Below are 13,433 nucleotides of genomic sequence, written 5' to 3'. Positions count from 1 at the left end.
CCATCACCTTCCTATTTTTTAAATAATCGATTTCAATTTTATCTTATTTTGCTAGATTTTTCTATCTTTATTTCTAAAAATTAAAATTTTTCAGATAAAATAACTATGACAAAAGTCAGGATAGACTATGAAAATAGTTCTAAAATCATAAGTGGATAAAATATAGTAGTAGTGGAATTTATGACGAATACAATTTTTTTTGATACACTAGCGAAAAGCCAATGCGTAAAAAGGGGAATTTGTTCGATGAAGAAAAGTTTTTATTTATATGTCCTAACCTTTCGAGGTGGCGATTGGTCTGACCCTAAAGTACGCTTTGCAGAGGAAGTGTTTCATGAGCATAATTTTCCAAAGCAGAGCACAGACTTTAATGAGTTGTCCGACTATATAGAAACCTATGCAACGGAAAACTTAACAATCCAGACCTTTGATACTTTGTGGTCACTTTATGAGGAACAAGCATAATTGTACGAAAACTATAAATAATTTTGTAGTTGCTAGACGTCTAGCATTGCGTAAATGACAGAAACACAGTATTATTTATAGTGATAACTGACAGAAAAGAGGGATTGCAGTATGAGTATTCATATTAATGCAAAAAAAGGTGAAATCGCTGACACAATTTTACTTCCAGGAGATCCATTACGTGCAAAATACATTGCGGAAACATTTTTAGAAGATGTAATTTGCTACAACGAAGTACGTAATATGTTTGGATACACTGGTACGTATAAAGGAAAACGTATTTCTGTACAAGGAACTGGTATGGGTGTGCCATCTATTTCAATCTATGCAACAGAATTAATGCAAGAATATAATGTTCAAAAATTAATCCGTGTAGGTACTTGTGGTGCAATTCAAAAAGATGTAAAAGTACGTGACGTGATTTTAGCTCAAGGAGCAACATCTGATACACGTATGAACCAAATCATCTGGGGCGGTGCTATCGATTTCGCACCAATCGCTGACTTTGATCTTTTATTAAAAGCATACAATGCAGGTAAAGATGCAGGTCTTAACTTACAAGTAGGGAATATCTTCACAGCAGATTTATTCTACTCAGATGAGCACCAAAACGAAAAATTAGCTCAATACGGCGTACTAGCGGTAGAAATGGAATCAGCAGCTCTTTACACATTAGCGGCAAAATTCGGCCGTAAAGCACTTGCTGTTCTAACAGTTAGTGACCATATCATCACAGGTGAAGTAACGACAGCTGAAGAACGTCAAACAACATTCAATGACATGATCGTGGTAGCTTTAGACGCAGCGATTCAAGACTAAGCGTATCAAGGATTTATGGTTTGGATTTAATATCAAAGGACAAACCTTTACACGAATTGCCTGTTAGGTGACTGAATAAATCAGAGCCTAATGGGCTTTTTTAGTGTCCCGTCAAACTTTCACAAACAAGCCATATGAATTTAATGAATGATTAAATGGAACGTTGTGAGAGACATGCTAGAGGTTTTCGAAGTGATTGACGTGGCATTTACAAATGGACTTGTGCGTAATTTTAAGCACAAGTACCTAGTTTGATGCATGACGGGAAATTGTTTCAAGTGTCGAATGGTTGATGAAATCTCTTATGTACGTTTTAATTTTTTATTGATTTCCTCTAATAATCTGGATTGCCTTTTTTATTGCTTAGTTGTACGGATAGCAAACCAAAGGAAAAAACAATTGGAACTAGAGAAAATAGTAACCAGAAAATCGAGAAAGCACTAATTAAAATATCTCCTGAATTATAAGTATTCATAAAACAAATCCTACTGCTTTTAATCTATTCATCATGAAGTATCCTCTCTAAAAAGAACTACCTTTTTTCCTGGTTAGCTGAAAACTCTATCGTAACATAGTAAGGTGTATGAGTTAGTACAGAGGTGGTAAGTAGATAAAAGTTGAGATTTACTAATACCGCAGGCAATAATAGGCCTATTAATTAGTGTTTTTTTCTCTCAATTGTTTTCATTAGCATTAAACAGGTAATGCTTATAGATGCAATTACATACCATACTGTTTTAGATGTATCACCCCAAGAGTTAAGCGTTGCAATAAAAATCATCATTAGTAATAGAGCGTAAACTAAATAATGTCGCATATAATAACCTCCAAATAACCCTCTATAAAGAAATCATAACATAGCAAAGTATTAATTGGAAGTAAAATGGTAAATAAGGAAATGAGGTTTACTTCAGCTACAGTAGGCTGCAAGATAAGCTCAATTGTTTCAATTACGAAGGAACTTACAACAAACCGAAGCAGCCCTTTAGCAGAGTTTTGCGAGGCTATACGGTTTGTTGTAAAGCAGTGGATTTTATTCATGGATGAGCAAAACACGCTGCTCTATGTGGCTGATACAGCCCATTTGCCAGGGTATAGACAGGTTATGGAATTTCCTCGATATACAGAAGGACTGCTGAAAAATTTGTTGGAGCAGTTTCAGCAAACACAAAAGGTAAATGCCACTCCTAAGCTCCATTTGCTACTGCATGAGTTGCTTGATACGATTTTTGAAAGAAAGAATATCGATATCAGTTTTGTGACACATGATTAAGCGATTCAACAGGCAGTTACCTATATGAAACAACATTTTGAAGCACCGCTAACTCGCTCTTTTATGGCCAACCTCACTGGTTTTAACGAAAGCTATTTCTCCTCATTGTTTAAGAAGGAAACAGGTTGGAGCTATGCAGAATATGTTAATCAAATTCGAATTGCTCAAGCAAAGCATATGCTACTTGGCACAAACAGGATTCGCAGACGGCTCGTATTTGGGAAAAACGTTCAGCAAATATGTACATCTGTCACCTAGTAGTTTTCGCAAGAGGAAGCATACGAGCCGTATAGTAAGTATACAATTAAAAGTCACTTGTGATGAATGGCCTTTGTTGTTGAAAGATAATTACATATATTTGTCAATAATATTTACGTTATAAGGGATAAAACAAACTGTCCATCTCTGAAAACATTTTCCTTATTTACTTTGACTAGAAAAATCAATTTTATTACACTAGTTTTTCTATAGCTTCTTCGATATCTTTCCATTCGTACACTAACTCTTCTAACACTTTCCCACCAATTGTAATTTCCAAGCTTTTTATAAGCTCCGCCCCATAATATTCATAAAAATAACGTGTTTTATTCTCAGCCAAGATTTCGACAAATATAGTTTGGTAGATCTTTTGATGAAAGTAATGAAAGATTTCCTTCAACAATTGTTTTCCTATCCCTTTTCCCTGATATTCTTCTAAAAGATAGAGCGTTTCTACATAATTGGAATAGGGTAGGGGTTGAGTCTCTTTTACTTGCAGATGTGAAGCCAATAATGTCGCCTAATTCATTTTCAGCTACTAGGACATACTTCGTTTTGTAGGCAATTTGTTGCGTCCATAATTGCGTTCTTTGTTCGTAGGATAATTTACTTAAATATTCTGCTGGCACAATATGTTTATAGGTTGTTCGCCAACTATCAACATGTATTTTCCAATACCTTTTCTTGTAACATCTTCTATAGTTTATTTACTTAATAAGGTAAAATATGAAAGTATAGGTTTATAGAGGGGGTATATTTTTGAAAAATAAGTATATGTGTACGATTAAAATTAATTTAGAGGGTGGGGATATTCAATTTGATGTGTCAAATGATGAACAACTTTTTAGTTTTAGATCTGGTTTAGCCTTTATAGCCATCCCGCAATTTTTCTCCACGCTCACCCGTTTTTATCAAGGTAATACAAATGAAGTAATGATAGATTGTCACGGAAACTATGATTACTATATTTTTTCCTGCGATGGTGAATACATATTAATTGAACATAAAAGTCATTATCCTATCGAAAGAATCTTTAATTATCAATTTTCTCTTAGGGGGTATATGGAGGCTATAGATCAAGGCTTCAAAAAATATTTGGAGCAGTTAGAGAATGAAGGCATCTTCCCATTTGAAAATCAAGCATTTGCTGATCCATTAGGGGAAGATGTTTTAAACGCTTTCTATAACTTTTCTTCATTATTAAAAGCTTGAATAGCAATGAAAAAAATAAACGTATGACCGCTTCAAAATAGAAGCTCTCTTTTACAGATAAATTTTAGCAGCCGATTCTTAACCAGACAAGGAGGAGAGTGAGCTTTGAAAAAAATAGGTTTACTAATAGCAGCTCTTTTCGTAGTAAGTGCGGTCTTTATTGATAGCAATAAATTATTATATCCTCCTTTGCCAATCGATTCCCTTACACCAAAGGAAGCCATACAAAAATTAAATGCATCCTCCTTCGATTTAGTGGCGCTCTCCAATGATAAGAAGGCAACTTGGTACCTCACAGCCCTCTCAGCTAGGGGCATACAGAAGGTAGACGAGGACATTCAGCAAATGATGGCTAATGAAGGATGGGCATTTCTTGAAAAAGAGGGGAGCGGTCTATTTTTCGAAAAAAATGATGAACGTTCCATTGTGACGACGGAAATGTGGACGAAGCAGTATGTGCTTGTTCAAATTCAGAAATGAGGTGCTCAATGGAAGTCTGGGATATTTATGATAAAAATCGCAAAAAAACAAATAAGCATCATGTACGTGGGACAAAATTAGCAGCTGAAGATTACCATATCGTTGTGCACGTATGGATTTGCAATAACAAGGGAAAATTCCTTCTAACAAAAAGACATCCCAATAAACATTATCCTCATTTATGGGAATGTCCGGGAGGCTCTATAGTCGCGGGTGAAAGTAGTTTGGACGGGGCTATTCGGGAGGTGGAAGAGGAAATCGGGATATCATTATTGAGGACTAATGGACAATTAGTAAAGAGTGAGCGTCGTGATTGTTTCAATGATTTTTACGATGTTTGGTTATTTGAACAAAGCTTTGAAATTTGTGACACCATGCTTCAAGAGGAGGAAGTGACAGCTGTTCAATGGGTCACAAAGCTAGAGCTTGAAAAGATGCTACACGCGAATAAAGTAGTACCGACACTTCGCTATTTTACGTCCATTTTTAACGATAAGACTATGCCATGATAGTGATCAGTGCCAGCATAATTTTGATTCAGAAGGTTAATCTATACTCAAACAGGATAGAGGAGCGTTAATATGAACAAGCGTATTCTTATTGGACTATCTTTATTTGCGTATGTTTCCCCTTTTTATTTGGTTTCTGCAAAGGACAGTGATTCGCCACAACCTCTTGAAGAATTTCTTCCTGAAATCGGCTATAAAACAGTAGAAATAGCCGTAAAAGAGTTCGAACACCACTATAATAAAGAGCTGAAGCTACCCCTACGAGTACCGCCAATCAGCTTTACGCATCATTTTGGAAGGTTTAGTGATTTGGAAGGAGAAATGAATGATCAGCTGGAGGTGGTAATGATCAGTGATCAATTGCCACAAAATCATTTCAAAATCAAGGTTCGACCAGTTCAACATAAAATGTCATTTGAAAAATATAAAACGGATGTATTTAAGCTGAAAAATGGTAGTGAGGCAGCCTATATTGAAAACCCACGAATTGGTTTTCATTTACTCGTGTTTTTAAAGAGACAATTGGCAATATGTCTTTAGTATTGATCGAGATGTGGCAGATCAAGTGACGGCTGAAGTCCTGATTGATATTGCTAATTCGATGGATTATCCAAAGCAAAAGTATTAGCCCTTCTAATTTTTATCCTTACCTTTCAGCGCCTCTCGTAATTTCTTTAGTTCCTCCGTTTGCTCCAAAATAGTTTTGCTAACTCGTCTAATGGAATCATATATAGCAAAAATCCCCGCAAAAATAAGAATGATAACTAATAATTCCATCTTGCACCTACTTTCTATTTATACAATGATTGTAACAGGAATTTCCAAATGTATGAAGAATTAGTTAGGTGGAGGTGCTTGTCATGCAGAGATATGTTTATCATATGGTTCCAAGGGAAATGGTGGGTCAGGAGCTCATGCCATTAAATAGGTTAGGGGCAATGTATCCACATTTATATGAACGATATTCGAAAAAATATTTTGATCATCCAGAGAGGCCGAAATTATTCATGAAAGAAATTCCTCAATTAAATTGCTTGTGGAATGATGTTGTTCATTTCCTACCAATCCATCCTAGTCATCTATATAAGGCATTAACAGAGCTAGGTATTGCAACGAAAGAAAGTCTAATGTTTTACCAAATTCCAATCCAAAAACTAGCGGCTAATCGTAATGCGATGTACCTGTATTCTAAGGAACACTATAAAGGGCCAGCAGGGGCCATTGCTGCAGAGGATATAAAACTACTGTCATTACCTGATTATAGAGAACTAGAAGAGCTACCATCAGCAACTGTAGACTATTTCCAAACGGAGAACGAAAAAGGGAAGAACTTTGGGCTTTTTGCGTATATTCCGCATCTCTTTAGCTTAGGCAATGTCAACGTAGACGATGTGGAAATTATTTCGTGGAATCAACATAATCCTAGCATGAACACTAATTGAGGTGGGAAGAGAAATAGGGGTTGCCGAGTAGCTGGCTGCCCTTTTTTGTCCAAATTGAATGGCAATGGAAAAATAATACCTCTTTCTTCTGCTTCATAAAAGATTATGCCAGCAGCATACCTTCTGTTAGCTGCAATGGATATTCTTTCAACGGCGCAAACACAATTCTTTCTCCAGCTCATTCGCTATGATTCCTAGTAAACTTTTGAAAAACGTGTTGAAGCAAATAGACAATCAATCGAAAAATAAGTAGATAGAAAAAGGCCTCTATGAAGCTTGTAGCTAGTATTATTATATAACGACCGAAATCTTCTAGCTCTTGAAAAGTATATTTTTGTATATGCCAATCAAAAAATAATGCTTTGTAACTCGTCCCCAAAAAGATAGGTATGAACAATAGCCAATAAAAGCGAGGTAAACTAAATTTATAGCCTTTAACCAGCAAGGTACTCCCTCCTCAATTTTTAAACCATCATAACATAAGAGATAATTTTTAGGTATATTATGGGATTTTTAAATGATAATACGAATGCTTTATTTACAATTATAGTAATTTAAAGGTATTATTAGTAAGTTGAGACGATGCCCAGAAAGGTAGAATTCCATGGAAATGATCCATTCAAGCAAAATTCATCCCGAAGTGAAAACATTATTATCCTATGCCACTTCCGAAAAGAAAGTGGAGAAGGAATATTCATTGTACATTGCATGTCCAGAAAGATTATTGTATGGCTATACCTTTGAACAAGACATTGTTGGTTGTATAGGAATTGTTAAAAGAGAGGCAAATCAGTGTGAAATTAAACATATAGCCGTATCGCCCGCTTATCGGGGAAAAGGCATTGGCCGTGAGATGATACGATATGTGGAAGAACATCATGTATTTTCTTCTATTTACGCAGAAACAGATCAGGACGCAGTGATTTTTTATAAAAATAACGGCTTTCATATTACAAGTTTAGGAGAAAAATACCCTGGAGTGGAACGTTTTGGCTGTCTATTAACCTACACTACCTAATGGTTAATTCGTTGTACTGTCGATAAACGTCCACTTATGTGCTTTTTCCGCCCTCTTATTTATCTGTGTTAAAAGATAGGAGATTTGAATGGTACGCTAACATTGAAAGGAGCTATAAAAATGAAACAAAAATTGTGGTGGATAATATGTGGCTTGGCATTGTTCATAGCGGGCTATTCAATTGTTCAATATTTACTATTCGATGCACAGAAGGCTGGATTTGTACAATTAAAGCTTATGCTTAATGCTACATTGCATTCATTTTGGTATATTGTGCTCTATATACATATTGTATTCGGTATATTAGCTCTCGTCATCGGTCCTTTTACGTTGTCATCAAAGTTACGAGAGAAAAATGTGAAACGCCATAGACTACTAGGCAATATATATGGTTAGTATTTTGTTTGGTGGCTTGGCAGGACTTTATTTAGCACTGAACGCAACAGGAGGATGGGTAGCACAGCTAGGCTTTGCTTTATTATCCATAGGGTGGCTCTTCACCATGTTTCAGGCGCTGGTCCCTATTAAAAAAAGAAATATCCAAGGCCATCAGAAATGGATGCTAAGAAATTATGCTTTAACCTTTGCAGCTGTGACATTGCGAATCTGGCTACCTTTGTTTACGGTATTATTTGGCTTTGATAATTTTCAGTATAGTTATGCCTCTATCGCTTGGCTATGTTGGGTGCCAAATTTAATCGTGATGGAATGGTATATCCAGCGTAAGCTCTTTGCATCTAAAGACAAAGGATGCGTTACAAAGACGACTTGACTTGAATTTATTCTTCAATATTGGGATTAAAAATAGAGCCTAATGCTTTTTATGTTGGCAATTATTTTTAATTAGTATCTAAAAACATGCAAATTGTCCTTTTGGTCCATTGTGGCAAGAAGGACATCTTTTATTTCTAGGTTATAGATTGTTTTTAGTTGACTCATCAACCATTGCTCAGAATGCTTAGTCTTGCTAAGCTCATGGTAATCAATTTTTCCCTCTTTAATAAGAACAGTGGGAAGAAAAAAGGGTTCGGGCTGTAAATTCATATCTGCTCGTGTTGGTGTTTGGTAGGGTGTGTGCAAAAAACTAGAGATCGATCCGTCTGGTTCCCATAATGCTAGTGCTACATTTTGAACCTCTTCAATTTTTTCTTTTCTTAACTCCGATAAAAGTAAATCTACAGATATTCTAGCCTTTTGCAAATTGGCGCTAATAATTTGCCCATTTTTAATCAGGGGAATCGGCGGGGAGTCTATCAAATGACGAAAGGCAACCCATTTTAGGCTCAAAAAAACACCGATGAGGTAAAGCACAACTAAAACGGTCATGGTAATCATGGAACCCTTCATTCCTAAACCTTCATCAGATAAGGGATGTGCGATAATATTCCCAAGTGTGATAGCCATTGCAAAATCCAGCATTCTTAACTGAGAAATAGAGCGCTGTCCCATAATTTTTGTTGCGAAAAGTAGGAAGAAAAAAGCGACAATGGCTCGCAGAATCCATTGAATAGCAGTAAGTGATTCTTGACTATGAAAAAATTCCACAGCGACACATCCTTTTTTTTCTTATTGTTTCCTTCCGTTACATGATTATGCGGATCTTCAGGATTGAAACTAAATAGACTTGTAAAAATATGTTCAAAACGATATGGTTAAAATAAAAAAGCTATTATTTAGTAATTTTAAGAAAATCAGGAGAATACCTATGCACACAAAATTACAAAATATTCTAATCGACATACAAGAGAAGGTTAATTTTTCAGGAACGGTGCTAGTGGAAAATCAGGAGAAGGTTGCCTTAGTTAGAGAAAGTTTTGGCTATGCGAATCGCTCAGAACAAATCGACAATCATGCCAAAACTCGTTTTGGCATTGCATCTGGCTGTAAAATTTTCACTGCAGTCGCTATTTGTCAGCTTATTGAAAAAGGGAAGATTGCATTTGACACGAAATTATACGATTGTCTGCCTCAACATTTTCAGCACTTCGATGAGCAAGTAACCATCGCTCATCTGCTAACACATACGTCAGGAATACCTGATTATTTTGATGAGGAAGAAATGGAGAATTTTGAAGCATTATGGGTTGATAATCCAATGTATCAGCTTCGAACATTGTCTGATTTCTTACCTTTATTTCAGAATCGTCCAATGAAATATAAAGTCGGTGAGCGATTTCACTACAATAATGCAGGATATATTGTATTAGGTTTAATTGTAGAGCAAGCAACTGGTATGGATTTTTCCGATTACATTCAACAACATCTATTCGATCGGGTGCATATGACGGAATCAGGCTATTTTTCGTTAGATTCTTTGCCAGCTAATACAGCATTAGGGTACATAGACAACCCAGATGGAACCTGGAAAACAAATATCTATTCTTTACCTGTAAAGGGGGGTTCTGATGGGGGTGCATTCGTAACGGGGAAGGATATGGCAAAGTTCTGGAGTGCACTGATGAATTTTGAACTTTTAAATGAAGATTTAACGAATCAGCTATTAATGCCACATGTTGAACTCAATGAAAATGATAGTTATGGCTATGGTGTATGGATTAAGAAGAATAGTGAACAAGCAATACTGAAATACCATGTAATGGGGTATGATCCTGGCGTGTGCTTCCATTCAGCCTATTATCCTGCTTCTTCCATCAAAGTTGTCGTATGTTCCAATAAATCTAAGGGAGCTTTTGATATGATGAAAGGAATAGAGGCTACCCTATAAAAGAATAAGGCTTGTCTGTGAAAAAGATTACAGACAAGCGTATTGCTAGTTATTAAGTAATGCCACCATGTATATTACAATAATACTCGATCTCAATAATATGAGGTGAGGATACACCATTATATGAATAGTAGCCACCGATCGCAATATTGTAAGCACTGCCTTGATCTTTAATGGAAGGGTCATACCCCATTTGCGTCCAGTAGCCCTTACCCTGTTCAATTGTAGAAGACAAGGAATGCATAACCGAAAATAACTGTCTTCCCCCAGGAATGTCCATGCTTAGTTGGGTGTCAAATGAACCATCCACTCGAATCATTGTTCGATGTGCCCCCATATGTAATTCAACGAATTTCGGTACTTTAACTGGAGAAAAAACTTCCTTATTATCGACCACGACATAAGAAGTGTCTATTCTACCTTTTAACATGTCTTCAAAATCTTTCAATTCAAGCCAATAATTTGCTGAGAATGATGTGATGGGATCTAGCTTAAAGCCTGTCCCATACTCTTCATTTAGTTTATTGACAATTGCCGAATATTCTTTATAGTAGTATTCTTTCTGCGCTAGCGTTAAGACTAATGGAACAGGTACCCTGACAGATTCCGTTGTGATTATTTGTTCATCTACTGATGTAGATAGTGTTGAGGCTGCTTTGTCATTCTTTTCACAGCCTGTCAGGAAGATGGCTCCTACTAAAATGCTTGTCACCAAATATCTTTTCAACACCTTCACCTCCCAAAAATGAATAAAATCTATTATACCATACATAAATGTGAATAATTTCATTTATTTGGTAAAATAATAGTTTCGTAGTATATTGTAGAGAGAACGACGATTAAGCAAGTGTAAGGGGCGGTATAGTGGCAATTTTAAAAGATTATTCGAGTCAGCCGAGTTGTGAGGTAGAGCTAGATATTTTAATGGTGAATGAGGAAAGTGTAAAGTTTCGTATTGAATTTCGCTTTGGGCCAGCTTTCCCAGCGATAAATACTGAGATTTCCTGTTTAAAAAGAGATTTCCTTCAATTATTAGAAGACATAACACAATTGGAGCTTGCTTATTTAAGTATGCTGGAGCCGCATGATCCTGGCCTATGCATCTATCATATCCCTCATTATGGCGAATATTTTTTTCCTGGATACGGTATCTTTCAAATTCCTGAAGAGGAGAGGGAGGAAGCAGAGCAACGTTATAAATTAATGTTTGTACTAGATGCTTATGAAAAGAATCATTATGGTGCAAGAGAATGTGGGCCTGCATTATGTATTATTGTGACGATGGAACAAATTCGCGTGTTCATTACCACTTTGCGAGAACAAGTAAAGATATTCTAAAGTAAAAGGTGATACAACGGTCATTCATCTTCTTCTAAAAAGATGCTAAAGGAAAGGTTGAGACGATCACATAGTTTATTTCATCGCTAGGTAATTGCTCATTAATCCCTAATTGTTCAAATGAAAATGTTTCCTGAATTTGATCGGTATATTTCGTATTAAAGGAAAACGTAATGAATTTAGACACGTTGATTTTCCTCCGTTTCCTAGGGTGCACATTCATGGGCGAATTATAAGAAATTGAATGTCGTTGATATTTTCAGTAACTAAACTTTTTTTCTTTGGGTAAAAAGAATAGAAAATGCTGTCGGCTGAATTATCATTAATATAGACAGTGTAAGTAGTATAATTTTCTAGCAATTGCTTTAATTGTTGGATTATTTGTTCATTCGGTTTTTCAGCTTTTGTTTCTTTTTCTAGTTCAAGAGTGATTGCTGTCGTCATATTTTGTATATCTAATTGGCTTGCAGGGCGATTAAATTTCTTCTGACTAGATAAAATAGCATCGATTTCTTCAGGTGTAAGATCTTGTTCAGAAATATTTTTTCCTCCTCTCCAATTCATTGTTTATCAAAAGGCAACTTAACAAGTATGAAATTTATTAAGTGTTTTTGTTAAAATTTAGTATAAACTCTCGTGTATGAAGGTGCAATAGTTACCATTAAGGAGCAGTATACTTCTTCTTTCTTCGTTTCTTTTGCTTATAGGTAAGATAAGAAGTTTTTAAGGAAGCATAACTTCCAATTGCTGTATAGCCATAAAACCAGCCCATGAATAGTCCTGCAAGAAGATTATTTCGGTGGCTGATGAAAATAGAAATGAATAAGCCGACAACTAGTGCAATGGTCTGAACCCAGAAAGGCTTTATATGACACATTTTCTTAATTAGGTGCGTAATAATCATAACTACAAGGACTGCAACGACGGCATCCAAAAAAATTGTATGTATGAGTGGAAAGTGTTTCATTCCGTTCACCTCGCATTGACAATTTACAACTTATTGTGGACATAGAAATCATTGAGGATTTGTTGAGAGAATGTATAGATAGCTATGGTAGACTTACTCTGTTGGGGTGCACAAGCAAACTAACACGCACAAAAGGGGCAGGGCAACTAGCCTTGTCCTTTTAATAAAGTAGCACCAAGTGGAAATAGAGATTGCAATAGCCAGTGGATAAATGTAAAATTTGATTCATAAATCTACGATAAAAGAGGTATATGATGTTTCCAATATTACATACTGAACGATTAGTGTTAAGGGAATTGACGAGTTCTGATGGACAAGCTCTACTTGCGTGCTTTTCGAATCCTGAAGTTTTGCGCCATTATGGACAACAGCCCTTAACGAGCTTAGGTCAAGTGCAGCAAATCATTCGAAATTTTGCAAACAATTTTGCCGAAAAACGTGGTGTTAAATGGGGCATTGCATTAAAGGATCATGAAGGAATTATTGGTACAATCGGCTTTCAAGAGTGGTCAATAGAGCATCGAAGAGCGGAAATCAGCTACGCCCTTTTGCCTGAATATTGGGGAAATGGCTATGCTCAGGAAGCTGTCAAACGAGCTATTTCCTATGGTTTTGAAGAAATGGATTTAGTACGAATTGGAGCCATTGTATTTAAAGAAAATGAAGCTTCCAATCTACTATTGCAGAAAATAGGCTTCGAACAAGAAGGCTTATTAAAAAAATATATGCATCAACATAATGTGCCCCATGATACTTATATATACTCACTTATTAAATAATAGGGAGACCAGATTCCTATAAGTGATATGCTCCCTATTAGGTAGACAGATGAAAAAATAAAATCTGTTTATCTAAGGGGAGTATTTTTTATGGGGCGAAGCAAACATTCACTCGAGTTGAAACTATATATCCTTCAATTGTTCGAAG

General features: G+C 35.9%; 22 protein-coding genes and 1 pseudogene. 14 read left to right on the top strand and 9 right to left on the bottom strand.

The genetic code is table 11. The features are described 5' to 3' along the window. The first annotated feature begins 246 nt into the window (after positions 1 to 246). Positions 247 to 465 (top strand): YozE family protein, encoded by a 219-nt coding sequence (locus RCJ95_RS16710; RefSeq protein WP_257522098.1) that lies wholly within the window; start codon positions 247 to 249, stop codon positions 463 to 465. 111 nt (positions 466 to 576) lie between these two features. Beyond that, the gene (gene deoD / locus RCJ95_RS16705; RefSeq protein ID WP_446722509.1) at positions 577 to 1,284 is read left to right on the top strand and encodes a purine-nucleoside phosphorylase; all 708 of its coding nucleotides are present in this window, start codon (positions 577 to 579) and stop codon (positions 1,282 to 1,284) included. Between the two features lie 334 nt (positions 1,285 to 1,618). Here the strand turns inward: deoD and RCJ95_RS16700 are convergent, their stop codons facing one another. Together RCJ95_RS16700 and RCJ95_RS16695 are read right to left on the bottom strand one after the other, a co-directional pair. Continuing rightward, positions 1,619 to 1,759, bottom strand: a complete 141-nt coding sequence (locus RCJ95_RS16700) for a hypothetical protein (RefSeq protein ID WP_202342116.1) — start codon at positions 1,757 to 1,759, stop codon at positions 1,619 to 1,621. Positions 1,760 to 1,942: 183 nt separating this feature from the next. Beyond that, complete coding sequence (locus tag RCJ95_RS16695; RefSeq protein ID WP_202342117.1) at positions 1,943 to 2,101, bottom strand: hypothetical protein; 159 nt, start codon at positions 2,099 to 2,101, stop codon at positions 1,943 to 1,945. A gap of 66 nt (positions 2,102 to 2,167) precedes the next feature. Between RCJ95_RS16695 and RCJ95_RS16690 the strand changes: the two genes are divergently transcribed. Both RCJ95_RS16690 and RCJ95_RS16685 read left to right on the top strand, forming a co-directional pair. Further along, positions 2,168 to 2,557, top strand: coding sequence for a hypothetical protein (locus tag RCJ95_RS16690; RefSeq protein ID WP_446722508.1), 390 nt, complete (start codon positions 2,168 to 2,170; stop codon positions 2,555 to 2,557). Positions 2,558 to 2,581: 24 nt separating this feature from the next. Then, positions 2,582 to 2,815 (top strand): helix-turn-helix domain-containing protein, encoded by a 234-nt coding sequence (locus RCJ95_RS16685; protein WP_320938622.1) that lies wholly within the window; start codon positions 2,582 to 2,584, stop codon positions 2,813 to 2,815. A gap of 193 nt (positions 2,816 to 3,008) precedes the next feature. Here RCJ95_RS16685 and RCJ95_RS16680 read toward each other — a convergent pair whose 3' ends face one another. Beyond that, positions 3,009 to 3,326 (bottom strand): GNAT family N-acetyltransferase, encoded by a 318-nt coding sequence (locus tag RCJ95_RS16680; protein ID WP_369354175.1) that lies wholly within the window; start codon positions 3,324 to 3,326, stop codon positions 3,009 to 3,011. A gap of 248 nt (positions 3,327 to 3,574) precedes the next feature. Between RCJ95_RS16680 and RCJ95_RS16675 the strand changes: the two genes are divergently transcribed. From RCJ95_RS16675 to RCJ95_RS16660, 4 genes are all read left to right on the top strand, one after another. Further along, complete coding sequence (locus RCJ95_RS16675; RefSeq protein WP_221682275.1) at positions 3,575 to 4,027, top strand: hypothetical protein; 453 nt, start codon at positions 3,575 to 3,577, stop codon at positions 4,025 to 4,027. A gap of 105 nt (positions 4,028 to 4,132) precedes the next feature. Further along, positions 4,133 to 4,507, top strand: a complete 375-nt coding sequence (locus RCJ95_RS16670) for a hypothetical protein (protein ID WP_221682274.1) — start codon at positions 4,133 to 4,135, stop codon at positions 4,505 to 4,507. An 8-nt stretch (positions 4,508 to 4,515) separates the two neighbouring features. Then, positions 4,516 to 5,016 (top strand): NUDIX hydrolase, encoded by a 501-nt coding sequence (locus RCJ95_RS16665; RefSeq protein ID WP_257522102.1) that lies wholly within the window; start codon positions 4,516 to 4,518, stop codon positions 5,014 to 5,016. A gap of 72 nt (positions 5,017 to 5,088) precedes the next feature. Beyond that, entirely contained in the window at positions 5,089 to 5,556 is a 468-nt protein-coding gene (locus tag RCJ95_RS16660) for a hypothetical protein (RefSeq protein WP_446722507.1), read from the top strand. 93 nt (positions 5,557 to 5,649) lie between these two features. Here the strand turns inward: RCJ95_RS16660 and RCJ95_RS16655 are convergent, their stop codons facing one another. Further along, positions 5,650 to 5,793 (bottom strand): hypothetical protein, encoded by a 144-nt coding sequence (locus RCJ95_RS16655; protein ID WP_320938616.1) that lies wholly within the window; start codon positions 5,791 to 5,793, stop codon positions 5,650 to 5,652. A gap of 83 nt (positions 5,794 to 5,876) precedes the next feature. Here RCJ95_RS16655 and RCJ95_RS16650 point away from each other — a divergent pair, with 83 nt between their 5' ends. The 3 genes and pseudogenes from RCJ95_RS16650 (at position 5,877) to RCJ95_RS16640 (ending at position 8,248) form a co-directional block, all read left to right on the top strand. Beyond that, positions 5,877 to 6,458, top strand: a complete 582-nt coding sequence (locus tag RCJ95_RS16650; RefSeq protein WP_257522103.1) for a group-specific protein — start codon at positions 5,877 to 5,879, stop codon at positions 6,456 to 6,458. A 604-nt stretch (positions 6,459 to 7,062) separates the two neighbouring features. Next, a complete protein-coding gene (locus tag RCJ95_RS16645; RefSeq protein WP_446722506.1) occupies positions 7,063 to 7,476 on the top strand; it encodes a GNAT family N-acetyltransferase in 414 nt (137 codons plus the stop codon). Between the two features lie 120 nt (positions 7,477 to 7,596). Beyond that, positions 7,597 to 8,248: pseudogene (locus tag RCJ95_RS16640) on the top strand (DUF2306 domain-containing protein). Positions 8,249 to 8,319: 71 nt separating this feature from the next. On the opposite strand, the gene RCJ95_RS16635 reads toward RCJ95_RS16640, so the two are convergent. After that, positions 8,320 to 9,021 (bottom strand): DUF421 domain-containing protein, encoded by a 702-nt coding sequence (locus RCJ95_RS16635; RefSeq protein WP_221682267.1) that lies wholly within the window; start codon positions 9,019 to 9,021, stop codon positions 8,320 to 8,322. 160 nt (positions 9,022 to 9,181) lie between these two features. On the opposite strand from RCJ95_RS16635, the gene RCJ95_RS16630 reads away from it, so the two are divergent. Next, positions 9,182 to 10,201, top strand: coding sequence for a serine hydrolase domain-containing protein (locus RCJ95_RS16630; RefSeq protein WP_446722505.1), 1,020 nt, complete (start codon positions 9,182 to 9,184; stop codon positions 10,199 to 10,201). A 52-nt stretch (positions 10,202 to 10,253) separates the two neighbouring features. Here the strand turns inward: RCJ95_RS16630 and RCJ95_RS16625 are convergent, their stop codons facing one another. Beyond that, the gene (locus tag RCJ95_RS16625; protein ID WP_257522105.1) at positions 10,254 to 10,931 is read right to left on the bottom strand and encodes a hypothetical protein; all 678 of its coding nucleotides are present in this window, start codon (positions 10,929 to 10,931) and stop codon (positions 10,254 to 10,256) included. A 134-nt stretch (positions 10,932 to 11,065) separates the two neighbouring features. Between RCJ95_RS16625 and RCJ95_RS16620 the strand changes: the two genes are divergently transcribed. Further along, positions 11,066 to 11,539: a hypothetical protein gene (locus tag RCJ95_RS16620; protein ID WP_312130964.1), complete on the top strand. Its 474-nt coding sequence runs from the start codon at positions 11,066 to 11,068 to the stop codon at positions 11,537 to 11,539. 34 nt (positions 11,540 to 11,573) lie between these two features. On the opposite strand, the gene RCJ95_RS16615 is transcribed toward RCJ95_RS16620, so the two are convergent. From RCJ95_RS16615 to RCJ95_RS16605, 3 genes are all read right to left on the bottom strand, one after another. After that, a complete protein-coding gene (locus tag RCJ95_RS16615; RefSeq protein WP_221682370.1) occupies positions 11,574 to 11,726 on the bottom strand; it encodes a hypothetical protein in 153 nt (50 codons plus the stop codon). 32 nt (positions 11,727 to 11,758) lie between these two features. Further along, the gene (locus RCJ95_RS16610; protein ID WP_221682368.1) at positions 11,759 to 12,103 is read right to left on the bottom strand and encodes a hypothetical protein; all 345 of its coding nucleotides are present in this window, start codon (positions 12,101 to 12,103) and stop codon (positions 11,759 to 11,761) included. 97 nt (positions 12,104 to 12,200) lie between these two features. Then, entirely contained in the window at positions 12,201 to 12,506 is a 306-nt protein-coding gene (locus RCJ95_RS16605) for a hypothetical protein (RefSeq protein WP_446722504.1), read from the bottom strand. Between the two features lie 254 nt (positions 12,507 to 12,760). Between RCJ95_RS16605 and RCJ95_RS16600 the strand changes: the two genes are divergently transcribed. Further along, the gene (locus RCJ95_RS16600) at positions 12,761 to 13,285 is read left to right on the top strand and encodes a GNAT family N-acetyltransferase (protein ID WP_446722503.1); all 525 of its coding nucleotides are present in this window, start codon (positions 12,761 to 12,763) and stop codon (positions 13,283 to 13,285) included. The last annotated feature ends 148 nt before the right edge of the window (positions 13,286 to 13,433 follow it).

This window comes from Lysinibacillus sp. BSL11 (genome assembly GCF_052928325.1).
Note: the sequence above shows the minus strand (reverse complement) of the source record. Positions and strands in the feature narration are given on the sequence as shown.